Below are 23,982 nucleotides of genomic sequence, written 5' to 3' on the forward strand. Positions count from 1 at the left end.
AACGTGACGGATGTGCTCTGTTTTGGTGAGGCACTGATTGATATGCGCGGTGAAACACAGTCGGGCCGGCGACGGTACATTCCGCAGCCCGGTGGTGCCCCGGCCAATGTAGCCGTTGGCGTCGCCAGGCTCGGTGGTAGCTCTGGTTTTGTCGGGCAGGTGGGCGTCGATGTGTTTGGTAGCGACATTGTGAGTGCGCTGGCCGGCTATGGCGTTGATGTATCGCTTACCCGCCAGACTACCGAGGCAATGACAGCGCTGGCCTTTGTCACCCTCGACCACGAGGGTGAGCGTAGCTTTGCGTTCTACCGAAACGGGACGGCGGACCTGCTCTATGAGTCCGGAATGTGCCCGGATGAAGCGCTGGACAAGGCCCGAATTGTCCATGTTTGCTCAAACACCCTGACGACGCCAGACATCCGGAAGACCACCTTTGCAATGATGCGACGGGCCAGGGAGCACGGTTGTCTGGTCAGTTTTGATGTGAACTACCGGCAAGCACTCTGGCCTGATGACGAAGTGCCGGCGCAACATATCCTGAAGGCTGCGGGTATGGCGGATATTGTCAAATTCAGTCGTGAGGAACTGGAGGCGCTGTTCGGCGAAGGGGCCGACCTCTCAGGCAACCTGTTGAAAGAGGGCGTTCGGCTCTTGCTGGTTTCGGACGGAGCGGGGCCGCTACACGCCTACAGTCCGGACCGGAAAGTCACCGTGCAGCCACCGACAGTTGAGGCGAAGGATACCACGGCGGCCGGTGATTCCTTCGTTGCCGGTTTACTGTATGGACTTGGCAGGCAGGTTGCTGACAGCATGGCCTTCAACGACTGGCTGGAAAAACCGGGCAACATTGAAGCGGCACTGGCATTCTCCGCCCGGTGCGGCGCGTTCGCTGCCATGCACTATGGAGCGTTCGAGGCCTTGCCAACATTTGATCAGTTGCAGGGTATGATACCGGAAACCGGATAAATTTCATGCTCCTGCGGCTTTTCCTTCTGCAATTCTTGACTATAGTTAAGTAGAGGCAGGCCTGATCTGTTCAGGTCCGCAGGGCGTATCAATTTGTCTAACAATAATATCAACCCAAGGGGGTCGAGCTATGCTCCTGAATCACGCGTTTGGACTTTTTACCCACCCGGACAGTGAGTGGGCGGAAATCCGCAAGGAACATGCGCCTCCCAGACGGCTATACGTTGCCTATGTATTGGTCCTCGCAGCCATCGCGCCGATCTGCGCCTACATCTCGACGGCGCATTTCGGCTGGACCGTGGGTAGCGAACGTGTGATCAAACTGACGGAAATCAGCGCCCTTCAAATGAGTGTGCTGACCTACTTGGCCATGCTTGTGGGGGTGTTTGCGCTGGGCTATGCCATCAACTGGATGGCCAAGACCTATGGTGCCCATGAGGAAGTGGTGCCGTCCAATGGTATCGCGCTGGCATCATACTCCTGTACGCCACTGTTCCTGGCCGGATTTGCGCTGCTTTATCCGGTACCCTGGTTCAATGCTGTCGTTTTCCTGGTGGCGGCCTGTTATGGCGCCTGGCTGATGTACGACGGCCTGCCGATTGTCATGGGTATCCCCAAGGACCAGGCGGTGATGTATGCCGGTGCCCTCCTGACAGTGGCGTTGGTCATACTGGTTTCCACCCGTGTTGGTTCCGTTATTCTCTGGAACTACGGTTTCGGCCCGGTATTTATACAGGGTTAACGGCCTGGTGGACGTTTAACCCAGTCTAGCCCGAACCCCGGGTAACGATGGCGGCATCGCCGCGGCCTTCAATGGCAGCCAGTTCCGCGCTGGAAAGCCACTCCCCGGGCGGCCGTTCCAGTACCTCTGCACAGGCCGCCAGGGCATGGGCCCAGGAACAGCGGTTGGCAAACAACATGCCCGCTTCATTCAGGGTGCCGCCACGGTTGATGTATCCCAGCACCCGGGAGTTTGAGGGCTCCGGGAACAGCACAGACAGATGGCCGCGAAATACCTCCGGACGCATGTGTGTTAGCGCAACACGCCGGTGCATAGACCTGGGAAACAAGCGCTCTCGCTCCAGAGTCTGCATACATTGGGTTGCTTCCAGATGGTCCCTTGGCTCCCGGAAACGGCCGGGTTCCTGAATGTACACCAGCCGGAAAGGCGTACTTGTTTCACGCAGGCGTACACTGGCGCGGATGAGTTCAGACAGTTGATAGGCGCCGTTGGCAATCAGCAGCACGGGGTCACCCGCCGAGATGTCCTCGTCGACGACGAGCGCGCCGTTCTTCGCCAGGGTCTTGGCTTCACGACGGTCGAACACCGTCGGCCGTTCGCGCTTCGGAATCACCATGCAGGACAGTTGCCCACGCCCCTGGTACACGCCGGGCAAGGCGGCCAGGGTGCTGTTGTAGTCGGCGGGGAAAAGCACGCGACTGACATCATTCATCTCTCCCAGCAGGCTTTCACAGAAGGTGGTGTCCTGGTGGGACTGCTCGTTCTTGCCGTTTTCCCAGGTATGGGATGTGGCGATGATCGGGAAGCCAAGCCAGCGAGCAGGTCTGCCCGCTTCCTTCTGGTGGCGGGCAAAGATCAGTTCCTGGCGGATGGCGCCCAGCATTTTCACGCAGAAGGCCTCGTAGCTGGCCACCAGGTTCAGGCCGGCCTTGTTGGCCAGACAGGCTGATATCACGGCCTCCTCGTTGAGTGCGGTGATGATCTGCCCATGCACGGATTCCTGATCGCTTTCGGGATCGTTCACCCGGTGTTTCAGCGCCTCTAACACCCCGTTGAGACGGTTGCTGGCGAGCTCGTCCGGGTTACCGACACGAGGTCTCAGGCCGGGATTGGCCTGGACCAGGGCCCGGAAAAAATCATCGACCGCCTGCATCGGGGAGCGATTTTCCGTTGACGACGGTAATGACGGCATTGCCGGTTCCGGGGGATTTCGGACCGCCAGCGGATGATCCCGTTCCAGCGGGCGCATTTGCTGCTGATGCTGGTTGAGCAGGCTGACAGCATCCGCCAGCTGCTTCGGTGGCACCCACAGCAGGCCTGCATGGTGATGAAACAGCTCCCGGGCACGGGCGTCGATCCTGGGGTTGCCGGGCAGTGGCAGGTTGTGGGCAGCATTGCTGCCAGCACCATAGAAGCCATAGCCTTTGGCGGTTTCCGCAATGCCATAGGGTATTGAAACCGGGTAGCCGACATCGCCAGTGCGGGCGCGTTCCCCGTAGCAGGCAAGCCTTTGTTCCATGGTGAACAGGGTGCAAACGAACGCAGCCGGATCACGACCGTCAAAGCGGATGGGCTCAAAGCCACAATGAGCCAGATGTTCGCTGTACCTCTCCAGGCCCTCCCGGGTCCCGAGTTCCGTGCGCTGCTCGATACGGCGGCCATTGGCAATCATCACCGGTAACACGGCACCACAGTCTTCAGCCCGCCACCAGCGTGGCACCCAGTCGCTGCCGCGTTGTTCTTCCGCGGCACCGTCGGACAGAAAGGCCACTAGGGATTCCCCGGGCAGTGGCATATGGGTGTACTGGAGCTCGGCGAAGCCCAGATAACCGCCCTCAATGATGCCGCCAGCCGTGTGTGCATTCACGTGGCTGCCCAGGGGCGCTTCCATCCCTCCATCCGGCCGCTGGCGGTAGCTGTAGAAGTCTGAAACCAGCCGGGACAACCCTTCGTCGCCCCAGTAGCGGGCATCCTGTTCCGGGTGGAGGTTACCCGTGAGTACGTTCAGGGCGTCAATAGCCGCAACGCAGTGCCCCTGGCCCATCAGCCAGCTGCGGGTCTGGCCGGTGAGATTGTTCAGTGCAAGGTAGGCGGCATAGGCAGGCACCATATTCAGCGCTCCGCCGGTGTGGCCCTCGGGGCTGGCTTTGAAGTCCCGGGGCGATAGCGGGTTACCGGCGACATCGACCCGGTTGGTGTAGGTCATGTGTGCCACCAGCCAGAGCCCGGCGCTGGCCAGTCTGTCCAGGCCCGCGAGTTTGCGAAAGACGGTGTCGGTGTCCGGCTGGTGGCCGGCGGCGACCAGTTCTTTTGCCAGGGCCCTGGCCTGCTCGCAGGTGGCCTCAGAATGCCGGATAACGCCGTAGCCACGGCGCCAGTGTTCGTACGGCGGGACGGGCGAACCGGTGTTTTCCGTGGCGTCGTGCTGGGTGGGCGATGACATGTGGTGCCTCCGTGGCTTCAAACTATGGAGAAAGTATAGAAGCCATGAGCGTAACTGCCGTTGATGCAGATCAGTTAGCGGCTGGTTCGAACTGCCGTTGCAGCCACTTATTGATGTCGTCGGATTCGTACAGCCAGGTTTCCTCGCCACCGTCCTGGTGGATCAGCAGGCAGGGCACCTTGATGCGGCCGCCGCCGGTTTCCAGCGCGGAGCGGTGGTCGTCATTATGCTGCGCATTGCGGGTTTCGATATTCAGCCCGAGGCGGGCCATTTCCTTGCGAACCTTGATGCAGAAAGGGCAGGCCGTGAACTGGTAAAGCGCCAGGTCCTCGCAGGCACGGTCGACCTTTGCCTGTTCGTCAGCGCTGCGCTTGACGCTGCTTGGAGTGCTGATTTTTTCGCTGATCAGCATGAACGGTGTCAGGATCAGCCGAAGAGTGCGGAAGAAATAACGAATAATGAATCTCATGGACGGGATACGGCTCCGGTTAGAGGGGTGGGCCGGTACCCGACCTCACCAGGAACGGAAGCGCGTACAGTATCATTTGACCGGGTTTCGGGCCAGGCCTGGCCAGCGTTGGCGCCGAGGGTGTATTGCTGTCACGGGGTGTTTCTGCCAGTCTCTTGTTCATAACAGCAAGCCGGGCTTACCGGCGGTTTACAGGAGAACAAAGCGATGACAGATGACAAGCGCCGCCGCCACTCGTCGCAAGTGGTGGATGGTCTGGGCAAGTCGGCAAGCCGCGCGATGTTGCGGGCCGTGGGCTTCACTGATGATGATTTCCGCAAACCCCAGATCGGCATTGCGTCCACCTGGAGCAACCTGACCCCCTGCAACATGCACATCAACCGGCTGGCGGAAGAGTCCGCCGCCGGGGCCGACGAGGCCGGGGGCAAGAGCCTGACGTTCAATACCATTACCGTGTCGGACGGCATTGCCAACGGCACGGAGGGCATGAAGTATTCACTGGTCTCGCGGGAAGTGATTGCCGACTCCATTGAAACCGTGGCCGGTTGCGAAGGGTTTGACGGCCTGGTGGCCATCGGTGGCTGCGACAAGAACATGCCCGGCTGCATGATGGGCCTGGCGCGGCTGAACCGGCCGTCGGTATTTGTCTACGGCGGCACCATCATGCCCGGTGAGAACCACACCGATATCATCTCGGTGTTTGAGGCGGTGGGTGCCCACGCCCGTGGCGACCTGGACCTGATTGAGGTTAAGCAGATCGAGGAAACCGCGATTCCGGGCCCGGGTTCCTGCGGTGGCATGTATACCGCCAACACCATGGCCTCGGCCATTGAGGCCATGGGCATGAGCCTGCCGGGAAGTTCGGCCCAGAACGCCATTTCCGACACCAAGGCGGCGGACTGCCGGGCGGCAGGTGCGGCAGTGCTCAACCTGCTTGACAGGGACCTGAAGCCATCGGACATCATGACCCGGGAAGCGTTCGAGAATGCCATTACCGTGGTGATTAGCCTCGGTGGTTCAACCAATGCGGTATTGCATCTCATCGCCATGGCCAGCACCGTTGGCGTTGAACTGGCGCTGGATGATTTCGTGGAGATTGGCAAGCGGGTTCCGGTGCTGGCGGACTTGCGTCCCAGCGGCCATTACATGATGTCCGAGCTGGTCGCCATCGGCGGCATTCAGCCGTTGATGAAGATGTTGCTGGACCGGGGCATGCTGCACGGCGACTGTATGACCGTGACCGGCCAGACACTGGCGGAGAACCTGAAGGACGTCGCGCCCTATCCGGAAAACCAGGACATCATCCACGCCTTTGACAACCCCATCAAGGCGGACAGCCACCTGCGCATTCTCTACGGCAACCTGGCGCCTACCGGGGCGGTGGCCAAGATCACCGGCAAGGAAGGGACGCATTTCACGGGGCGGGCCCGCGTGTTTCACTCCGAGGAAGAAGCCCAGGAGCGGATCATGGATGGCACCGTTGTGGCCGGGGATGTGTTGGTGATTCGCTATGAGGGGCCGAAAGGCGGCCCGGGTATGCGGGAGATGCTGACGCCCACCTCCGCCATCATGGGTAAGGGCCTGGGCAGCGATGTGGCGCTGATTACCGACGGGCGTTTCTCCGGCGGCAGCCATGGCTTCGTGGTTGGCCATATTACGCCGGAAGCCGCTGAAGGCGGGCCGCTGTCGTTGGTCGAGAACGGTGACACCATCACCATTGATGCCGTTGCCAACCGTATTGAACTGGATGTTTCAGACCAGGAGATGGCCCATCGCCGCAAGGCATGGCGAGCACCCGCTCCAAGGTTCACCCGGGGGGTGTTGGCAAAGTATGCGCGCACCGTAAGCTCCGCTTCAGAAGGTGCGGTTACGGATAAGCCCTGACCGCTCGCCGGATCCCGTCAGGGGCAGGCCGGTTCCGGCCGGCCCCAGAAATACCCCTGACCATAGAGGCCCGGGAACTGCTGCAACCAGCAAACCACCGCTTCGTCCTCGACACCTTCAACCACCACATCCAGGTCCAGCGCCTCGCCCAGCTCCAGGGCCGCGCGAAAGATACGCTGGCGGGTGGGGTGGGCGAGGATGTCCTTGAGGAAACTGCGGTCAATCTTGAGCTCATCGAGATCGAAGCTGGCCAGTGTGCCGAGTGAGGAGTGGCCGGTGCCGAAATCGTCCATGGCTATCCGGAATCCCTTGCGGCCGAGAGCATGAATCATCCGGCGGGAAGCCTCCGGGTCAGTCATCATGGCGGTTTCGGTAATCTCGAGGATCAGGTTTTCAGTCTTCATGCCATGGCGAGCGATGATATGGATAATTTCATCCTCGAAACTGGCATGGGTCAGGTCCATTGCGGAAATATTGACTGCTACTGACAGGTTGCTGCCATAGCGGGCGATCAGGTGGCGGTACTCGCTACAGGCCCGCTCGATGACCCAAAGGGTTACCGGGTGAATAACCCCCATCTGTTCCGCCAGCGGTATCCACTGGTCGGGTGCCACATACCCGAATTCGGGATGACGCCAGCGGATCAGTGCTTCCACCGAGCTGACTTTCGAATCCCGGATACACACCTTGGGTTGGTATTCCAGCCACATGCAGTTGCTGGCAAGACCGTCTTCCACATCCAGCATCAATATCTGCTGGCGGTATTGCCATTCGGCAATGGCCGGGTCGTACACGGTGAGGACCTGCCCGGTGTTCAGTGAGGCAACGCCTGCGGAAGACAGTATGCCGGCGGCATCCTGGCCATGTTCCGGCGCGTGGGCGACACCCAGCGAGGGATTCCATGAGAAGGAAAACCGGCCCTCCCGGAAGTTATCGTCCAGCCAGTCGCGGATGTCATGGAGCAGTTCCAGGGTCGGTTCACTTTCGTCTTCCCGGTACAGGGCAAAGGCGTGGTTGATGGTGTCCACGGTGGCCAAGCCATAACCGTTGATGGCCACCAGTCTGGCACCCGCACGGCGTTTCAGGTAACCGTTCAACTGGCGCAGGTAGCTTTTCAGAAGCTCCTCGGCGGTGCGGTACCCCAATGCCTGTTCAATCTCGTTGAAGCGCTGGAGCCGGACCATGCACAGGGTGTAGGGCGCTTGGTCGATATCGATGCTGTCCAGGGTTTCTTCAAGTATGGCCCGGTTGGGTTTGCCGGTTACCCGGTGGGTTTTCAGCAGGCGATCGTAGTCCTGCTCAATCCGGGATCGCATCTGTTGTTCCCGCTGCACCCGCAAATCCGCGCTCAGGCGTTTTCGTCGTTCTTCCAGCAGCAGGCGGCCAGCACCGGTGGTGAGGATGACGGAACCTGCCGCAGCGCCCAGGAACAGTGCGGACTCGGCAACGCTGATATTTGGTCCCCAACCCAATGTCCGTAATGACGAGAGCACCGCCCCAGTGAGTATGGCGAGGATGGCGAGCCCGTAGTAACGGGCATAGACATGCTGGCGAATCTGCCCGACAACCACCAGGAGAATGAAGGTGCCGCCTGCCAGGGTAAGGGCGAGAAAAGACTCCTGGCCAATCAGTGGCACATCCAGGGGGGTTGCCAGTAAATGCACGAAGGCCGCAAGGCTGATGCCATGAATGATCCGCCCGGAACGCTGTGACAGGGACAGGAAGTGGGGTGTGAACTCACACAGTGCGATCAGGCACAGGGGCAGGCTTATGTGCAGCAGGGCATCAAACTGTGGCCAGTCGGGCCAGATAAACCAAAGGCCAAACCCCTCCAGCACCAACTGGCTATGGATAACCCCGGCCATCAACACGCTAAGCCAGGCCAGGCCGGGACGTTGCAGCATGAACACAACCACCAGGTTGAACAGTAGTGCAAACGCCAGAATGCCACCGATAAAGGCTTTCCAGATCAGCGAGATGAGGTTCCGCGGCAGGTCCGAAGAGGTTGTTTCCGGACTTGTCAGCCCGTTAACCGTGCTCAATGACTGGGGCAGGAGCGAGGCAAGAAGTAATCCGTAAACGATGGCAAACACCAGCAGGGTAAGCGGCAGCCAGCGCCAGAAGGTATCAGACATGTCCATGGGCAAGGTTTTACTGACGCTCGTTCTTGCCGATGGGTTTCCGGTTGAATCCATTCGCGGTGATATCCTGCTCGCTTTCCACAGTTCCGGTTACACTTTGGTTACTTTCTGAATCATTATGTAACAATATGATTTATATGTAATTTTACGCGATTTTATAAGTTTTTGCATTTGCTGTTTTAAACGCCTGAGCGAATTCAGACATTCAACGTTCGTTGCCGGATACGGGAAGATCTGACAAACCGGTAACGCTTTTACCGGGGCCTGACCGGAGCCAGTGGCTGTTTTCGCTGGTATAGTGGGAAGCTGACATCGGAATGACATATAAAAAGGTTAAACAAATGATCCGAACGGCCGTTGTTCTGGCGCTGACAGCCCTGTTTTTGCTGAACGTATCCCGGGCCGGGGCTATTGAGAGGGCGGAGTTGCAATTGGCATCGGTCAATGCCGCCGTGGCCTACGCTGACGGCGACAGCCTGGTGTATAGCAAGAATGCGGATCGCCGTGTGCCCATTGCTTCAATCACCAAGCTGATGACCGCGCTGGTGGTGATGGAATCCGGCGAACCACTGACTGAATGGCTGGACTTCCAGGAGCGCCATATTCCCGCGCCGGCCAACGCCTACACCCGTATTCGCGTGAGCTCGGAGTTGAGACGCGCCGATGTGCTGCGGGTTGCGCTGATGTCCTCGGAGAATTTTGCGGCCTATACCCTGGCCAGGCATCATCCCGGCGGTTATGACGCATTTATCGAAGCCATGAATGCCAAGGCCCGTGAGCTGGGGATGGTGAACACAACCTTCGTGGATGCAACCGGACTGTCTGCAGACAATCGTTCCACGGCAGCAGACCTTGTGCGCCTGGTCAAGGCCGCCAGCCAGTATCCGCAGATTCGGGAGTACACCACCACCCGTTATTTTACCGCTCGTTTCCGTCAGCCCAGATACCGGCTGGCATTCGGAAACACCAATATCCTGGTTCACCGCGAGAGCTGGGGCGTGGGCGTCAGTAAAACCGGCTATCTCTCCGAGGCCGGTCGTTGTCTGGTGATGCTGTTTGAGCTGGAAGGTCGGCCAGTAGTGACCGTGCTGCTCGATTCCCTTGGTACCCGATCACCGATGGGGGACGCCGGGAGGATAAAGCGGTGGCTGACTACCGGAGCCGGCGGCAGCGTGGCCGCGGCAGCGCGGGCGTATGAGCGGAAAAAGAACGCTGCCTACGCATCTTCGGAACCGGCCTCCGCCAGTGTGAATTGACCTTCAGCGACTCGGGAAACGCAGCAGATGATTGAGATATTCACCACCGGTGGCACCATCGACAAGGTGTATTTCGACGCCAACAGCGAATTCGAGATCGGCGACAGCCTGATCGGAGAACTGCTTGCGGAGTCCAATATCCGTGACGGTTTTGCGGTGACCGGGTTGATGCGCAAGGACAGCCTTGAGATGACGGACGACGACAGGGCGGCTGTCCGGGAGGCTGTCGGCCAGTGCGGTGCAGAGCGAGTGCTGATCACCCATGGTACCGACACCATGCCGGAAACCGCCAGAGCGCTGCTATCGGTAACCGGGAAAACCATTGTGCTTATGGGCGCCATGCAGCCGGCCCGGATGCGTCGTAGCGACGCAGTCTTCAACATTGGCTTCGCATGGGCCGCCCTTCAGCTATTACCTCACGGGGTGTATATCGCCATGAACGGCGAGGTGTTCGAAGCCGGCTCGGTGCGCAAGAACCTCAAGGCCCAGCGGTTCGAGCGAACCTGATCAGCGCACACTGGCCACTTCTTCCGGAGTCAGTTCCCGATAGTGTCCCGGCGCCAATGAGGCGTCGAGTACAATGGCACCCACCCGCCACCGATGCAGCCTCGTCACATGGTTACCGACCGCCGCCAGCATGCGTTTTACCTGGTGATAACGCCCCTCCGACAGGGTGAGGTCAATCTCTCCGGGACCCACCACACTGACTTCCGCTGGCCGGGTGGGGCGGCTCTCACCGTGCAGTAGCAGGCCCTCTCGTAACCGCCCAATGGCGTCGTTCCCGATGGGTTCGGCGAGGGTTACACGGTAGGTTTTTGGGCACTCTACCCTGGGGGAAGTGATGCGATGTGACCACTGGCCGTCGGTTGTCAGTAACAGTAGCCCGGTGGTATCGGCATCCAGCCGGCCCGCGATGTGCAGCCCGTGGCGAACATCCGTGGGCAGGAGATCCAGTGCCGTTGGTTGCTGGCTGTCTTTAGTGGCGCTAATCACCCCCTCAGGCTTGTGCAGCATGAGGTAACGTTCGCCGGGCAGCGACAGCGGCTCGCCATCAAGGGTGATCCTGGCCTCCTCGTCCACGGCAGAGGCGGCTTTGCGACATATCTTTCCCTGAACCTGAACGCGGCCGGCACTGATCGTTTTCCTGGCATCCCGGCGCGACAGGGTGGTGGCGTTGGCGATGAAAAAATCCAGGCGCATGCTCAGGTGCAACCTTCTCCCGGCGGTGGCAGTGTCAGGCTGGCGAGGCACAGTACCTCGGCAGAGCCGGTCATTCGGGACCATAGTACGCCGAGCAGTTCGCCTCCGATATCGGGGCGCTCCAGGCGCGAACTGGGCTCCGGATTCAGTCCATCCTCATTGTATCTGGCCAGAATGAAGGTGAACGGGTGCGCGCCGGGAATGCCCAGGCGGATATCCGTGGCCGTCAACTGGTCTCCGGCTTTCTCGTAATGCAGGAAGCCGTGGGTGAACCACGCCAGTCGCTGGCCCTCCGGCAGTGACGTCGCGGCTGCTTCCAGGTTGGGGTCGCGTGGAAAGTACTCCACCGTGACAGGCCCATTGTCATCCAGGAATCCGGTCACGATTTCCGCCCGCCTGTGCTCACCCACAACGGTTACCCGCCACAGTATGGTGTTGAAGGGCATGGGCTGAACCAGCCGCGGGGCATCTTCCAGGCCCTCAGCAGCCAGTGTCGGCCCGACCCGCTCCGAAATGATCTGTTGGGCGGTTGCGCTCCAGCCCAGGTACAGGGTTGAGAACAGGAGGCCCGCCATGAGAGCACTGGTGTGCGGCCCACGTACCAGGTAAGCCAGTATTCCAGCCAGCAGCGGCAGTGTGTAAAGAGGGTCGATAATGAAAATGCTGCTGATGGCCACCGGCGGGCCAATCGGCCAGAACAACTGGGTGCCATAGGTGGTAAAGGCATCGAGCAACGGGTGTGTCAGTAGTACGAGGGCGGTCAGTGCAAACCAGCGCCCAAGACTGAGAGCGGGGCGCCAGCGATGGAATGCGAATGCCAGTAATACCGACAGCGGAAGCAGGATGAACAGCGAATGGCTGAATCCGCGGTGCTGGGTAAAGTTGGCGACGGCGGTGCCATAGTCGATGACCACGTCCAGATCGGGTAGGGTGCCAAGGGCCGCGCCGATCAGCAGTGCCGAGCGGCCAAGGGTTTTTCCGGCAACCGCGCCAGCCAGAGAGGCGCCGAGAGCCGCCTGGGTTATCGAGTCCATCGGGATTGAAGCCTTGTCAGTGAAATCCGACAGGTATTATGCGCGGAATCGGTTTTCGGATCACGCCCGGGGCCTTTCAGGTATCGGCCCCGGCGGCGTTTGTCTGAAGATTGACTCCCAGGGCGTCCAGAACCGTATCGCCGGGGTAGCCATCGGCAATAATTCCCCGGTCTGACTGGAAAGCCCGGATCGCGGAACGGGTATTGGGGCCCATAATGCCGTCCGGCTCTCCGGTATCAAATCCCCTGTCACTCAGCGCCCGCTGGATGTTCATGATGTTGTCCCGCGACAGTGCGGGCATGTCCTCCGGTGGCGGGTTCTGTAGCTTGCCGGCGCCGGCAATACGGTCCGCCAGGTGTCCGACCGCGATGGCGTAGAACTCGGAGCGGTTCCAGCCCATGATGACACCGAAGTTCCGGTAGGCCAGAAAAGCTGGCCCGCGGTGCCCGGCGGGAACCACCAGCGATGCTTTGATAGGCTCGTTGGCGAGTGCGTTGCCGAAGGCGTCGGTCACGCCCATTTGTCGCCATTCTTCCAGGGGCAGTTTGCGGCCGTCGGACAGCTCATAGTCAAAGTTGTCCGGCAGAAGAACCTCCCGTCCCCAGCGGTAGTCCCCATCCCAGCCCAGGTCTTGCAAAAAGTGGCCGGCAGACATCATGGCGTCTGGCAGGCTGTTCCACAGGTCCCGCTTGCCGTCGCCGTCGCCGTCCACGGCATGGCGGAGAAAGACCGTGGGCATGAACTGGACGTGGCCCATGGCACCGGCCCAGGAACCTTCCATCTGTTCGGCGGGTATCGCGCCCTCGTCAATGATCCGTAGCGCCGCAATCAGCTGCTCGGTGAAGAACTCGCTGCGGCGCTCGTCACAGGCCAGGGTCGCGAGTGAGCTGGGTACCGGCATCTTGCCAAAGTAGGCGCCAAAATTGGTTTCCAGCCCCCAGAAAGCCACCAGGTAAGGCGCAGGTACGCCGGTCTTGCGAGTGACACGGCCGAGCAGTTCCTCGTGTTCCTGCAGCAGCTCACGACCCTGACTGACGCGCTGTTCGTTGACCCTGCGGTTTAGGTAGTCGGCAAACGTGGTGGTGAACTCCGGCTGGCGCCGGTCAAGCTCGATGACCCGCTCCAGGTATTCCGCGCTGGCCAGTACATCGCCGGCTGTTCTGGAAGATACCCCGGCCTCAATAGCCTGGCTTTCCAGCCGCTTTATGCATTGGGGAAAGTCGCTGGCAACGTCGGTGTCGGCGGCGGCAGGCAGGCTGCTCATGGCGAATAGTCCGGCGAGTGAAAGGTGTCGAATCGTCCGTTGGCCCGGAAATGTCCCTGTGAATATGCTCGGCACGCTAAACCTCGGTCTGGGGTGGATGTTCGTGGGTCATGGTAGCCTGTTTTTGGGGGGCTTAAACACTGTTGTCACCGGCTTTCGGTGACAATTCTTTAACCTGGCGTTTCACACAGCTCCGGATGTGTCGTCTTTTTGTAGTCTGGCTATTCCCGGCTAGCGGCTTGTTCTATAGTTCGGGGATATGAACGACAACATTCCGAAAGATAAAAGGTCCGAATCATGGCAACGCTGAAGGCGCTGGTGGTGGATGATGCCAGCTTTGTGAGGGATCTGGTCAAGCGAACAGTGCGTCAGCGTTTCCCGGTGATTGAAACCACCGATGCCCAGAACGGTCGCCGGGCCCAGTCACTGATGTCACGCACGGTGTTCGATCTGATCCTGTGTGACTGGGAGATGCCCGAGATGTCTGGCCTGGAGTTGCTGCAGTGGATGCGTCAGCAGCCCCAGTATGCGAAAACACCGTTCATCATGATCACCAGCCGTGGTGACAAGAATCATGTGGTGGAGGCCGTCAAGGGTGGGGTGTCCGAGTACCTGGGCAAACCCTTCAGTCCCGAGGGGCTGAGCAACAAGATCATCAAGGTCATGGGGCGACGGCTGAAAGATGCCATGGACCGCAGCGGCAAATCCATGGGCGGCCCTGCCGAAGCCTTCAAGGAATCCGCGACCCTGCTGACTCAGAAGCGTGAATCGGCAGAGCCAGCAGCACCTGCACGTCCGGGCAGGCTATCCACAACCGCGGCTACCTCGGGCCGCCCGGCCATGAGCGTGGCGTCGGTGCGGTTTTCAGACAGCACCCTCCGATCCGTTATCAAGGATATTACCCTCACGGAGGTCCGGGTGATCGCCAAGCGGGACCAGCAGTTTCCGGGCATTCTTGATCAGGCTGTGGTCGATGTTGAAGTGGCCGAGGGGCAGGTGGCGCGGCTGAACGGTTATGTGCATCAGTTGCAGGCGGTGGACAAGCGCCAAGACACCGACTTCGTGAGCGTGACCATCCGGTTTGTTGACGAAGACCCGAAGAAACTCGAAGACCTCTCCCGCTTTATTGCCCGCTTCCGCAGTGGTGGCGGTTAAGCCCCTCAGGAAGCGGTCTCAGGCAACCTTTCCGCCAGCCGTTCCCGGGGAAAATGGCAGATAAACTCGCTGCCATCGCCAATTTGGCTGCGGATTTCCAGGTTGCCGTCGTGGTTCAGCAATACGTGCTTGACGATGGCCAGCCCCAGGCCGGTTCCCCCGGTTTCCTTGTGGCGGCTGGGGTCGGCGCGATAGAAGCGTTCGGTGAGCCGCGGAATATGGACCGGGTCGATACCAATACCGGTATCCTTCACCGACAGATGTCCGCCATCGCGGTCCGTCTCCCAGATAACAGTAATGCTCCCTCCAGCCGGTGTGTACTTTACTGCATTGAATATCAGGTTGGAAAAGGCGCTTCGTAGCTGGCTCTCGTCGCCGGTCAGCAAATGACGATCGCCAATGCTGACATTGAACTCGTGGCCCTGCTCACCGCTGAGTGCCTTGGCGTCATAGCAGATCTGATGAATCATCGCCCGTATGTCTGTCACGGCATCGCTGACGGTCTGCTCGCCGGTTTCAATCCTGGACAGCAATATCAGATCGGTAATCAGCGCTTCCATGCGTGAGGATTGATGGGCCATGGTGTTGATGGCGCGCCGCCACTTGGGTGGCAGGTCATCGGCGTTGTCCACCAGGGTTTCCAGGTAGCCACTGATCACCGTCAGGGGCGTTCTCATTTCATGGGATACGTTGCCAACAAAATCACGCCGCATCTGTTCGAGTTGATAGAGACGGGTAACGTCCTTGGCCACGATCAGGCGGTCATCGTCGCCAAACAGGCTAATCTGGATCTGCAGGTGAATATGCGGTTTTGCCGGTGAATTCAGTTCCAGCGGTTCGCGGTAGTCCCTGGAGTCGAAATAGGCCTTGAAAGCCGGATTGCGGATCAGGTTATGGATTAACTGGCCCCTATCCGAGCTGCGGCGAAAGCCAAGCAGATGTTCCGCGGATCCGTTCCACCACTCCATGGCGCCGCGTGAATCGGTCATGATCACGCCATCGCGCATGGCGTTGGTGGATTCCTGGACCCGGTTGATCTGGGCGCGCAGTTTGTCCTGGGTCCGGAGGTGGTTCTGATGAAGCTTGTGGAGGCCGTCGAAAATATCACCCCACAGGCCGACGCTTTGCGGGGCTTCATCGCTGGCACTGGGGTTGCCAAGCCAGTGGTACAGGCGCTTGGCCTGGGCCAGGGTCCACCAGAGGTAGGCCAGCAGCCCCACCGTCAGCCCGTAAAGCGGTTTGCCAAAGAAGAGCCCGATTGCCGTACAGGCAATCAGGAATGCGATGATCCATCGCACATACTTTGACCAGTTGTGTTGCATTACTGCTGCCCCTGAGTCAGTTCCGGGCCCCGGTTCGTTGGGGTTCGAGGGCACCGCTTCGGTTGTGACTATGCCGCCCTCGTCGAGAACCGGTAGCCGGTGCCGCGCACTGTCTGGATCAGGTGATCGTATTGGTCGCCGAGGGCCTTGCGCAAACGGCGTATGTGAACATCGACCGTCCGCTCCTCAACGTAGACGTTTCCGCCCCACACCTGGTCCAGCAGTTGGGACCGAGTATAGACCCGTTCCTGGTGCGTCATGAAGAACTGAAGCAGTCGATATTCCGTCGGGCCAATGTTGAGCGCGCCGGTCAGTGTGGTTACCCGGTGCCCTACCGGGTCGAGTGTCAGGCCATCCACCTCAATGGGCGTTTCCACGCCAGGGGGCGTGGCGCGGCGTAGCACAGCCTTGAGCCGTGCCACCAGTTCCCTGGGCGAGAAGGGTTTGGTGATGTAGTCGTCCGCACCCACTTCCAGGCCCTGGATCTTGTTGTCTTCCTCAACCTTGGCCGTCAACATGATGATGGGAATTTCAGCGGTCGCTTCTTCTTTCTTCAGGCGCCTGGCCAGTTCCACGCCGCTGGTGCCTGGCAGCATCCAGTCGAGGAGTATGAGATCGGGCTGTTTATCAACGATCAGGGCATGCGCTTCGCGGGCATCCGCTGCCTCAATGTAGTCGTAGTCGGCCATTTCGAGGGCAACGGCGATCATTTCGCGAATGGGAGCCTCGTCATCGACGATCAGGACAGTTTTTCCAGTCATGAGCATTAACCTGTGTCATACCGAGTATTGTTGCTGCCTCATTACAACCGGGTAGTGTTACAAGTATATGACAGTAGCAGGCTGTGTCCGGATTTGTTCGCCTAACTGATGATTCGGTCAACCAGCAAACCAGCGAAAACGGCGAACCCCGCCCAATTATTGTTGAGGAATGCCTTGAAGCAACCATCCCGTTCCCGGAAGCGGGCCAGATGCTGCTGGAAAACAAACAGGCAGGCCATGGCGACAAGGCCCAGGCAGTAGAATACACCCAGTTCAGCCTGCTGACCCACCAGGATAAGGATCAGCACCACCAACGCCTGCAGTACCGCGATCACCGCCCGGTCGGCCTCGCCGAAAAGAATGGCCGTGGACTTGATGCCGATCCGGACGTCGTCATCTCGGTCGACCATGGCGTAGAGGGTGTCGTAGGCGACGGTCCAGAGGACGTTGGCGGTAAACAGTAGCCAGGCCAGCCGCGTGACCTCACCGGCCTCAGCGGCCCAGGCCATGGGGATGGCCCAGGAAAACGCCGCGCCGAGAAAAAGCTGGGGCAGATGGGTGTAGCGTTTCATGAACGGATATATGAAGGCCAGAACCACACCGCCAAAGGAAAGGTAGAGTGTCAGCGTGTTGGTAAATAACACCACCATCAGGAAGGCCACCAGGCAGATGCCCGCAAACAGGGCCACCGCTTCCCAGGCTTCAATGCGGCCGGAGGTCAGCGGGCGGTCCTTGGTGCGTTTTACATGGCGGTCCACCTTGCGGTCGGCAAAATCATTGATGGCACAGCCGGCGGCCCGCATCATGAAAACGCCCAGGGTAAACACGATGAAATTGCCGATACCGGGAAACCCGTCAGCGGCCAGCCACAGTGCCCAGTAGGTCGGCCATAACAGGAGGAGGCTGCCAATGGGGCGGTCGAGGCGCAACAGGCGGGTATAGTCTGCAAGGCGGGCCTGGATGTGATCGGGCACGGCATTGGGCAGCATGGGCTTGGTCCGTATCGGGTGAAGTTCGGGCAACTGAGCCGGGATTATAGCCAGCGGCGGGGTATGGGTTAAAGGGCGGGGGATGAATGGCTGGGATCCGAGTCGAACAGGGTTGGCAAAAAATACTCGCCCACCAGCAGGGAGCGGTTGCCACTGAAAAACCGTGAACGTCTTGCCGCCAGAGGCTGGGCGCTTATGGTGCGTTGGCAAAGGCCGGTTTCGAATGGGCCCCGTTGCCATTCGGGCTGGCTGAACAGGTAAGCACCAAGGGGCCTGCGGCCGAGGTTGCGCAAGCGCCGGCCAGGCCCCGCCAGCGTTGCCAGCGGAATGATGGTGCGGGCAAGGACCCAGGGCGTGTTATCCCCATTCAGGCTTACCTCGCGAATCCAGGCGTTCTGGCGTGGGGGGATGCCCAGCGTGCGTGCTTCTTCGAGGGTTGGCCGGGCAAACCCTTCGCGCAGGATATCCACACGAAAGCGGTACCGGCACCGAAGCTGAAGGGCGCGGGTGAGAGAGCCTTCCAGCTTGAGCCAGTGGCCCAGCGGGCCGTGTATATCTGGCTCTCTCAGCCCGGCAGCGGAAAAAGACCGGTACCAGTCCGTGGGTGGAATACGCATTATCGTATGGTTGTCAGCCACGACAGCCGCGGACAGCTCAAAGCCCCTTAACGGCATAAATTCCCGGGGCGTTGCGCCAGTAACCCTTATAGTCCATGCCGTAGCCAAACAGGAAGCGGTCTTCTACCTCCAGGCCGGTAAAGTCGGCCTTGAGATCCGGTCTCGCCTTGCGGTCGTGTTGTTTGTCGACCAGTACCGCCGTCAGGACCTCTTTGGCGCCATGGGCGAGGCAGTAATCCACAATGGCGCAGAGGGTCGTACCTTCGTCGAGGATGTCATCGACGATCAGTACGGTGCGGCCGTTCATGTCCGCCTCCGGCTGCAGTTTCCATTCCAGGATGCCGCCAGTGGTTTCCTGCCGATAGCGTGTGGCGTGGAGATATTCCGCCTGTACCGGGAACGTGAGCCGTGGCAGCAACTGGCCAGTGAGGATCAGTCCGCCATTCATCACGCAGAACAGCAGGGGGTTGGTGTTCTTCAGGCGCCCGGTGATGTCGTCCGCAAGGGACTGGATGGCGGCCTGAACCTGCTGCTCGCTCACCAGGCAGTCGGCTTCGGCCATTACCTGATTCAGTTCGGCGACGGTATCGGTCATAGCGGTCGGGTCCTGTCGTAAAACGGTCGATTATACCGGAGGAGAGGCGCCGAAGGGAGGGGGCGTTTTGCGGGTGCGGCCCCGGTATTTATGGGTATTGGCAGAAAACCCGTTGAATGGCTGTCTGCGCTGGCATTGGTCAACGCTGCGGCGATGGGTATGATGGGTTCCCGGTGGCAGCGGTGTCTGGACGGAGCAACAATGACTTGCGCGCATGATTGTCTGACAATTACTATCGCGCCTTGATGAATTTCGGAGGAGTGGCATGAAGAAGTGGCAGTGTGTTGTCTGTGGATTTATTTACGACGAGGCGGAGGGCTGGCCCGACGACGGTATCGAGCCTGGAACCGCCTGGGAAGATGTGCCTGAAGATTGGGAGTGCCCGGATTGCGGCGTGGGCAAGGAAGATTTCGAGATGATTGAGATCGGCTGATACGCCGGTATTGACGAACAGGTTTGGAGAGCAGGTAATGAGCATAGACGCCCCCATCGTGATTGTGGGTACCGGATTGTCAGGCTATTCACTGGCCAGGGAAATCCGCAAGCAGGATAAGGAAACGCCGATTGTGATGGTCACGGCGGACGATGGCTTCAGTTACTCCAAACCCATGCTTTCCACCGGTTTCACCAAGGGCAAGGAGGCCGATGAGCTGGCCCAGGCCTCGTCGGATACCATGGTGGAGCAGTTGGACCTGGAGTTGCGTACCCACACCACAGTTACCGGTATTGATCCGGACGCCCACGAACTGGTGCTGGGTGATGAACGGCTGGGCTACAGCAAACTGGTACTGGCCTGGGGCGCGGACGTGATTCGCCTGTCCATAGCCGGGGATGGCCATGAGCGCGTGTTCTCCATCAACGATCTGATGGACTATCGTGCTTTTCGCAAGGCTCTACAGGGCAGGAAGCGGGTGGCCATCATGGGTGCCGGTCTGATCGGCTGCGAGTTTGCCAATGACCTGCGTAACGGGGATGTCGAAGTGGATGTGATTGCCCCCTCCGATGCCCTGATGCCAGGCCTGCTGCCGGCGCGTGCCGCGCAAGCGGTGCGTGAGGGTCTCGAAGAACTGGGTGTCCGGTTTCATCTGGAGACGGTGGTGGAGCACATTGCCGAGAGCGGCGACGGCGTGCGCCTGAGCCTGGCCAATGGCGAGCAGTTGGATGCCGACCTGGTGATTTCTGCGGTGGGGCTGCGGCCGCGCACGGAGCTGGCGGCCGCGGCGGGCCTTGAGACCAATCGTGGAATCGTGGTGAACCGTGCCCTGGAAACGTCGGCAGCGGATGTTTACGCCCTGGGTGATTGCGCGGAAGTGGATGGACACGTGCTGTTGTATGTTTTGCCGTTGATGGCCTGTGCCCGCTCACTGGCCAAAACCCTGGTGGCCGAACGCACCGAGGTGAAATACGGCACCATGCCGGTCATGGTCAAAACCCCCTGCTGCCCGACAGCTGTCTGCCCGCCACCGGCCAATGCGACGGGCGACTGGGAGGTGGAGGCAGATGGCCAGGATGTCCGTGCCCTGTTCAAGAGCGACTCCGGCGAGGTGCTGGGGTTTGCGGTGACCGGTCGTTACGCAGTGGAGAAGCAGGCCCTGTCGAAGGAGGTTCCGCCGATCCACAACTGATTGGTGGCATCGGGATTGCGAAAATCCCCGGCTTGCGGTAGAAACTCATTCGTGAGCTAACGAAATCGACAGGAGCAGGCATGCTTGAAGTAACCAGAAAACTGGTGGATCTGCTGGATCTTGCCCCCATTGGCGATGACCATTTCCAGGGCGACAGCGAAGATCTTGGCTTTCCCAACGTGTTTGGTGGCCAGGTACTGGGCCAGGCACTGATGGCGGCCAGCCGCACGGTGGAAGGGCGTCTGCCTCATTCCCTGCATGCCTATTTTTTGCGCCCCGGCAACCACAGCATGCCCATCGACTACGAAGTCCAGCGGGTTCGTGACGGCGGCAGTTTTTCCGTGCGCCGGGTGATTGCGCGCCAGGATGGCAAGGAAATCCTTACCGGATCCATGTCGTTCCAGGTTGCGGAAGAGGGCTTTGAGCACCAGTTGGACATGCCGGCGGCGCCGGACCCCGAGAGCCTCAAATCCGAGCAGGAATACGGCAGGTTACTGGCACCCCACGTACCAGAGCGCCACCGTGACACCCTGACCCGGGACCGCCCCATTGAGATCCGGCCTGTGGACCCGGTGAACCCGCTGAAGCCGGAGCCGCGTCCGCCCTATAAGCAAAGCTGGTTCCGGACCCAGGGTCACCTCCCGGATGACCCGGTGCTGCACCGGTGCCTGTTGACCTACGCCTCTGACTTCTCTTTCCTGGGCACTTCCCTGAATCCCCATGGCGTAACCTTCATGAGCAAGCAATTGCAGGTGGCCAGCCTGGATCATTCCATCTGGTTCCATCGTGAGTTCCGTATGGACGAGTGGTTGCTCTATGACAAGGACAGCCCCAGCGCGTCCGGCGGGCGTGGCTTCAATCGCGGTAATTTCTTTGACCGCCAGGGCCGGCTGGTGGCGTCGACCACCCAGGAAGCGCTGATCCGACAGCGGGGCTAGCCGATCTTTCGTTTGTTGTCCTGAATGTTGCGTTCGCTCAGCCATAGGGTCATTTCATCGAAGGGCAATGGTGGGGTCAGGATGTAGCCCTGGACCATGTCGCAGCCCATCGCTTCCAGCAGTTTCATCGTCTCTTCGCTCTCCACACCCTCGGCCACAACGCGATAGCCGAGGCTGTGGCACATCTCAATAGTGGTCTGGACAATCACCCGGTCATCGGCCTGGGTGGCCAGGTCAGTGACCAGTGAGCGGTCGATCTTGATCTCGCTGGCGGGCAGTTGCTTGATGTAGGAGAGCGACGAGTAGCCGGATCCAAAGTCATCAATGGACAGCGGAATGCCGGTCGCGTGCAGGGAATTGAGCGCGCGCAGGGAATTGACCGGATCCTGCATCATCGAGGTCTCGGTGACCTCCAGGGTGATAGCTCCCCGATGGACGTGGTAACGGCTCATTAACCTTTGAACAAACAGCGGGAAGTCCGGTTCCCGTAGGTTATTGGGTGAGATGTTCACGGAGATATTGTGCGGACAGCCGTTGTCCAGCAATCGGCTCCTCAGTTCCAGGGACTGCTCCAGCGCCCAGCGGGTCAGCGGTTTGATCAGCCCGGTCTGTTCAGCAAGAGCGATCAGTTCGTCGGCGGGTATCGGTTTTTTTCGGCCGGGCCAGCGAATCAAAGCTTCCAGGCCGACCACGTTCCGGGTTTTCAGTGACAGCTTTGGCTGCAGGTACAGGGCGAGTTCGCTGTGCCGCAGCGCATGTCGCAGCTCAGACACCAGAGTGAGACGGTCGGCACTGTAGGAGTCCCGGAAGGGCTGATAATGGGCCAGCCCCCGATCCCGGGCATCTCTGGAACCCTGGGCAATAAAGGCGCGCCGGATCAGCGTGGTGGCGTCGGTGGCATGATCTGGATAAATGGCCGTGCCGGTACGCGGGTCCAGCGGCAATTGCATGCCCAGGTAATCCAGCGGTGCGCGGATTTCCTCCAGTGCACGGACGATGGCGCGGGGTGTCTTCGCAAGAACGTCTGCCTCTACAACAAAACCGAAGGTGGCCGTTTCCAGCGAAGCCAGATAGAAATTCTGCTGCTCGGTCGATTCGACCGGGCATATGCCCGGGAGCTCCCCCACGACACTGTTGAATCGCCGAGCGGCGAGTTCGATCAGCCGGTCGGTATTGCGGTGCCCAAGGGTTTTGGTGATGGCCGGAAGGTTGGTTAGATGAATCACCGCGATGGAAAAACGCCTGTCCGGCTCCCGGGTAATCAGTTCGTTGATTGTCATCTCCAGGCAGGTACGATTGGGCAGTCCGGTTAACGGGTTGTGCAGGGCCTGGTCGATCAGCCTCAGCTCTGCCGCACGCCTTGCCGCCATGGCGGTAATTTCCGCCTCCCGGGCGCGGACCTTGTCTTCACGCTCCTGGTAGAGCCGGGCCGCCAGGGCGATGGTCAGCAGGATGGCTTCAAGCGCCGATCCGATTTCCATACCATAGGCGGTCACAAAGTTGGTGGGAACAAGCCCGTACTTGTTGGCGGCGGTGACAGCGCTCCCCAGGGTGAGCAATCCCCAGGCGATGGTGTAGTAGCTGGCCTGGGGGTTGCCTCTGATCCATTGCAGGGGGCCGATCACCGTCAAAAGCAGGCAACTGGGAATGGCGAGGGCAACCGTAAGCCTGCTGGCTACGCTGTAGTCGGTCAGGAAGGTGATCACGGCCACCACAAGGTTGACCACCACCGTATACCACACCAGCCTGTCCATCCTTGGGCTGGTGGACGGGAGGTTGAGAAAGGCACGGGAAAACAGCAGGGTGAATATCAGCGCCGTCGGCACAGTCAGCATCATCGCCTGGTTGTGCAACCAGGGCGACCCGGGCCAGAGCAATTGGTAGGTGCTGCCATTCAGGCTGCCGATCAACAGCAGATAGCCCAGGGTGGAAAGCACATACAGCAGGTACATTTGCTCCCGTAGCGCCAGGAAGATAAACAGGTTGAAGAAAATAACCATGATCAGGATGCCGTAGTAGATTGCGTGCATCTGGTCTTCGATGGTCGTTGCTTCAAAGAAGTCGCGGGGGTTCCACAACCTTACCGGAATCTGCATGGCTCCCTGGGTCCGGACACGCAGTATCACCTGATAATCGCTTTCCGGATCGGTTTCAAAGGAAAACAGGAAATTGCGGTGTTGGATCTGGCGCTGGTCAAACGGGAAATGGTCACCGGTCGGGATGCGTTGCCGGACGACGCCGTTCTCAAGCAGGTAAAAGGTGATTTCGTCGAGTTGCGGGTAGCGTATCTCCAGTAATTTACGTTCGCCCGGTATGGCCGATACAGGAATACGAAGCCACACGGTGTCGCGGATGTAGCCGAAGTTCGGACTTTCGCCTTCCAGTGACTGCCAGCGGTCGGAAGCAAGAGCCTCCTTGAGATCCATCTGTTCCGCGGGTGCCACCCGGATGTAGTCCATATCCGGCTCTGCAAACCCGGATGGGGCCGGGCTTGCCTGGGTTCCGAAAGCCATTATGATCAATGCACCCGTCAGGGCGAAAAACTGAACAATATGGCGCACGTAGTACCGATGTTGTTGTG

At 59.8% G+C, this 23,982-nt stretch carries 21 protein-coding genes; 9 read left to right on the top strand and 12 right to left on the bottom strand.

The window, feature by feature from the left end:
* The first annotated feature begins 3 nt into the window (after positions 1 to 3).
* The gene (locus tag NLU14_RS03450) at positions 4 to 966 is read left to right on the top strand and encodes a carbohydrate kinase family protein (protein WP_275704777.1); all 963 of its coding nucleotides are present in this window, start codon (positions 4 to 6) and stop codon (positions 964 to 966) included.
* Positions 967 to 1,096: 130 nt separating this feature from the next.
* Positions 1,097 to 1,708 (top strand): Yip1 family protein, encoded by a 612-nt coding sequence (locus NLU14_RS03455; protein ID WP_275704778.1) that lies wholly within the window; start codon positions 1,097 to 1,099, stop codon positions 1,706 to 1,708.
* Positions 1,709 to 1,733: 25 nt separating this feature from the next.
* Here NLU14_RS03455 and NLU14_RS03460 read toward each other — a convergent pair whose 3' ends face one another.
* Positions 1,734 to 4,151: a phosphoketolase family protein gene (locus NLU14_RS03460; protein ID WP_275704779.1), complete on the bottom strand. Its 2,418-nt coding sequence runs from the start codon at positions 4,149 to 4,151 to the stop codon at positions 1,734 to 1,736.
* A 70-nt stretch (positions 4,152 to 4,221) separates the two neighbouring features.
* Positions 4,222 to 4,620: a glutaredoxin family protein gene (locus NLU14_RS03465; protein WP_275704780.1), complete on the bottom strand. Its 399-nt coding sequence runs from the start codon at positions 4,618 to 4,620 to the stop codon at positions 4,222 to 4,224.
* Positions 4,621 to 4,827: 207 nt separating this feature from the next.
* Here NLU14_RS03465 and ilvD point away from each other — a divergent pair, with 207 nt between their 5' ends.
* Entirely contained in the window at positions 4,828 to 6,504 is a 1,677-nt protein-coding gene (gene ilvD / locus NLU14_RS03470; protein ID WP_275704781.1) for a dihydroxy-acid dehydratase, read from the top strand.
* A gap of 17 nt (positions 6,505 to 6,521) precedes the next feature.
* Here ilvD and NLU14_RS03475 read toward each other — a convergent pair whose 3' ends face one another.
* On the bottom strand, positions 6,522 to 8,699 hold the full coding sequence (locus tag NLU14_RS03475) for a putative bifunctional diguanylate cyclase/phosphodiesterase (RefSeq protein ID WP_275704782.1): 2,178 nt from the start codon (positions 8,697 to 8,699) through the stop codon (positions 6,522 to 6,524).
* Between the two features lie 287 nt (positions 8,700 to 8,986).
* Between NLU14_RS03475 and pbpG the strand changes: the two genes are divergently transcribed.
* Positions 8,987 to 9,901, top strand: coding sequence for a D-alanyl-D-alanine endopeptidase (gene pbpG, locus NLU14_RS03480; protein WP_275704783.1), 915 nt, complete (start codon positions 8,987 to 8,989; stop codon positions 9,899 to 9,901).
* A 27-nt stretch (positions 9,902 to 9,928) separates the two neighbouring features.
* Positions 9,929 to 10,408 (top strand): asparaginase domain-containing protein, encoded by a 480-nt coding sequence (locus tag NLU14_RS03485; RefSeq protein WP_275704784.1) that lies wholly within the window; start codon positions 9,929 to 9,931, stop codon positions 10,406 to 10,408.
* On the opposite strand, the gene NLU14_RS03490 is transcribed toward NLU14_RS03485, so the two are convergent.
* The 3 genes from NLU14_RS03490 to NLU14_RS03500 form a co-directional block, all read right to left on the bottom strand.
* Positions 10,409 to 11,101 (bottom strand): pseudouridine synthase, encoded by a 693-nt coding sequence (locus tag NLU14_RS03490; RefSeq protein WP_275704785.1) that lies wholly within the window; start codon positions 11,099 to 11,101, stop codon positions 10,409 to 10,411.
* A 2-nt stretch (positions 11,102 to 11,103) separates the two neighbouring features.
* The gene (locus NLU14_RS03495) at positions 11,104 to 12,135 is read right to left on the bottom strand and encodes a metal-dependent hydrolase (protein WP_275704786.1); all 1,032 of its coding nucleotides are present in this window, start codon (positions 12,133 to 12,135) and stop codon (positions 11,104 to 11,106) included.
* A 76-nt stretch (positions 12,136 to 12,211) separates the two neighbouring features.
* Positions 12,212 to 13,399, bottom strand: coding sequence for a lytic murein transglycosylase (locus NLU14_RS03500; RefSeq protein ID WP_275704787.1), 1,188 nt, complete (start codon positions 13,397 to 13,399; stop codon positions 12,212 to 12,214).
* A 297-nt stretch (positions 13,400 to 13,696) separates the two neighbouring features.
* Here NLU14_RS03500 and NLU14_RS03505 point away from each other — a divergent pair, with 297 nt between their 5' ends.
* Positions 13,697 to 14,554, top strand: coding sequence for a response regulator (locus NLU14_RS03505; RefSeq protein ID WP_275704788.1), 858 nt, complete (start codon positions 13,697 to 13,699; stop codon positions 14,552 to 14,554).
* Positions 14,555 to 14,559: 5 nt separating this feature from the next.
* Here NLU14_RS03505 and phoR read toward each other — a convergent pair whose 3' ends face one another.
* From phoR to NLU14_RS03530, 5 genes are all read right to left on the bottom strand, one after another.
* Positions 14,560 to 15,876, bottom strand: coding sequence for a phosphate regulon sensor histidine kinase PhoR (phoR, locus tag NLU14_RS03510; protein ID WP_275704790.1), 1,317 nt, complete (start codon positions 15,874 to 15,876; stop codon positions 14,560 to 14,562).
* Between the two features lie 68 nt (positions 15,877 to 15,944).
* The gene (phoB, locus tag NLU14_RS03515) at positions 15,945 to 16,637 is read right to left on the bottom strand and encodes a phosphate regulon transcriptional regulator PhoB (protein ID WP_275704791.1); all 693 of its coding nucleotides are present in this window, start codon (positions 16,635 to 16,637) and stop codon (positions 15,945 to 15,947) included.
* Between the two features lie 101 nt (positions 16,638 to 16,738).
* On the bottom strand, positions 16,739 to 17,626 hold the full coding sequence (ubiA, locus tag NLU14_RS03520; RefSeq protein ID WP_275704792.1) for a 4-hydroxybenzoate octaprenyltransferase: 888 nt from the start codon (positions 17,624 to 17,626) through the stop codon (positions 16,739 to 16,741).
* 68 nt (positions 17,627 to 17,694) lie between these two features.
* Positions 17,695 to 18,243 carry a chorismate--pyruvate lyase family protein gene (locus NLU14_RS03525; protein WP_275704793.1) on the bottom strand — a complete coding sequence of 183 codons (549 nt, stop codon included), beginning with the start codon at positions 18,241 to 18,243 and terminating at the stop codon, positions 17,695 to 17,697.
* A gap of 37 nt (positions 18,244 to 18,280) precedes the next feature.
* Positions 18,281 to 18,838 carry a hypoxanthine-guanine phosphoribosyltransferase gene (locus tag NLU14_RS03530; RefSeq protein WP_275704794.1) on the bottom strand — a complete coding sequence of 186 codons (558 nt, stop codon included), beginning with the start codon at positions 18,836 to 18,838 and terminating at the stop codon, positions 18,281 to 18,283.
* A gap of 265 nt (positions 18,839 to 19,103) precedes the next feature.
* On the opposite strand from NLU14_RS03530, the gene NLU14_RS03535 reads away from it, so the two are divergent.
* The 3 genes from NLU14_RS03535 to tesB all read left to right on the top strand — a co-directional run bounded on the left by NLU14_RS03535 (position 19,104) and on the right by tesB (position 21,401).
* On the top strand, positions 19,104 to 19,271 hold the full coding sequence (locus NLU14_RS03535) for a rubredoxin (RefSeq protein WP_150911405.1): 168 nt from the start codon (positions 19,104 to 19,106) through the stop codon (positions 19,269 to 19,271).
* Positions 19,272 to 19,308: 37 nt separating this feature from the next.
* A complete protein-coding gene (locus tag NLU14_RS03540) occupies positions 19,309 to 20,463 on the top strand; it encodes an NAD(P)/FAD-dependent oxidoreductase (RefSeq protein ID WP_275704795.1) in 1,155 nt (384 codons plus the stop codon).
* Positions 20,464 to 20,543: 80 nt separating this feature from the next.
* Positions 20,544 to 21,401 (top strand): acyl-CoA thioesterase II, encoded by an 858-nt coding sequence (gene tesB, locus NLU14_RS03545; RefSeq protein ID WP_275704796.1) that lies wholly within the window; start codon positions 20,544 to 20,546, stop codon positions 21,399 to 21,401.
* Here tesB and NLU14_RS03550 read toward each other — a convergent pair.
* Positions 21,398 to 23,914: an EAL domain-containing protein gene (locus NLU14_RS03550; protein WP_275704797.1), complete on the bottom strand. Its 2,517-nt coding sequence runs from the start codon at positions 23,912 to 23,914 to the stop codon at positions 21,398 to 21,400. The two genes, tesB and NLU14_RS03550, sit on opposite strands and share 4 nt — an antisense overlap.
* Between the last annotated feature and the right edge of the window lie 68 nt (positions 23,915 to 23,982).

Origin of the sequence: Marinobacter iranensis (assembly GCF_029207565.1) — a bacterium.
Classification (GTDB): Bacteria; Pseudomonadota; Gammaproteobacteria; order Pseudomonadales; family Oleiphilaceae; genus Marinobacter; species Marinobacter iranensis.

Bases quoted from the DNA above. Each gene is read 5' to 3' on its own strand.
- NLU14_RS03455 (WP_275704778.1), top strand. From the start codon at position 1,097: ATGCTCCTGAATCACGCGTTTGGACTTTTTACCCACCCGGACAGTGAG.
- NLU14_RS03460 (WP_275704779.1), bottom strand. From the start codon at position 4,151: ATGTCATCGCCCACCCAGCACGACGCCACGGAAAACACCGGTTCGCCC.
- NLU14_RS03465 (WP_275704780.1), bottom strand. From the start codon at position 4,620: ATGAGATTCATTATTCGTTATTTCTTCCGCACTCTTCGGCTGATCCTG.
- ilvD (WP_275704781.1), top strand. From the start codon at position 4,828: ATGACAGATGACAAGCGCCGCCGCCACTCGTCGCAAGTGGTGGATGGT.
- NLU14_RS03475 (WP_275704782.1), bottom strand. From the start codon at position 8,699: ATGGATTCAACCGGAAACCCATCGGCAAGAACGAGCGTCAGTAAAACC.
- pbpG (WP_275704783.1), top strand. From the start codon at position 8,987: ATGATCCGAACGGCCGTTGTTCTGGCGCTGACAGCCCTGTTTTTGCTG.
- NLU14_RS03485 (WP_275704784.1), top strand. From the start codon at position 9,929: ATGATTGAGATATTCACCACCGGTGGCACCATCGACAAGGTGTATTTC.
- NLU14_RS03490 (WP_275704785.1), bottom strand. From the start codon at position 11,101: ATGCGCCTGGATTTTTTCATCGCCAACGCCACCACCCTGTCGCGCCGG.
- NLU14_RS03495 (WP_275704786.1), bottom strand. From the start codon at position 12,135: ATGGACTCGATAACCCAGGCGGCTCTCGGCGCCTCTCTGGCTGGCGCG.
- NLU14_RS03500 (WP_275704787.1), bottom strand. From the start codon at position 13,399: ATGAGCAGCCTGCCTGCCGCCGCCGACACCGACGTTGCCAGCGACTTT.
- NLU14_RS03505 (WP_275704788.1), top strand. From the start codon at position 13,697: ATGGCAACGCTGAAGGCGCTGGTGGTGGATGATGCCAGCTTTGTGAGG.
- phoR (WP_275704790.1), bottom strand. From the start codon at position 15,876: ATGCAACACAACTGGTCAAAGTATGTGCGATGGATCATCGCATTCCTG.
- phoB (WP_275704791.1), bottom strand. From the start codon at position 16,637: ATGACTGGAAAAACTGTCCTGATCGTCGATGACGAGGCTCCCATTCGC.
- ubiA (WP_275704792.1), bottom strand. From the start codon at position 17,626: ATGCTGCCCAATGCCGTGCCCGATCACATCCAGGCCCGCCTTGCAGAC.
- NLU14_RS03525 (WP_275704793.1), bottom strand. From the start codon at position 18,243: ATGCGTATTCCACCCACGGACTGGTACCGGTCTTTTTCCGCTGCCGGG.
- NLU14_RS03530 (WP_275704794.1), bottom strand. From the start codon at position 18,838: ATGACCGATACCGTCGCCGAACTGAATCAGGTAATGGCCGAAGCCGAC.
- NLU14_RS03535 (WP_150911405.1), top strand. From the start codon at position 19,104: ATGAAGAAGTGGCAGTGTGTTGTCTGTGGATTTATTTACGACGAGGCG.
- NLU14_RS03540 (WP_275704795.1), top strand. From the start codon at position 19,309: ATGAGCATAGACGCCCCCATCGTGATTGTGGGTACCGGATTGTCAGGC.
- tesB (WP_275704796.1), top strand. From the start codon at position 20,544: ATGCTTGAAGTAACCAGAAAACTGGTGGATCTGCTGGATCTTGCCCCC.
- NLU14_RS03550 (WP_275704797.1), bottom strand. From the start codon at position 23,914: ATGGCTTTCGGAACCCAGGCAAGCCCGGCCCCATCCGGGTTTGCAGAG.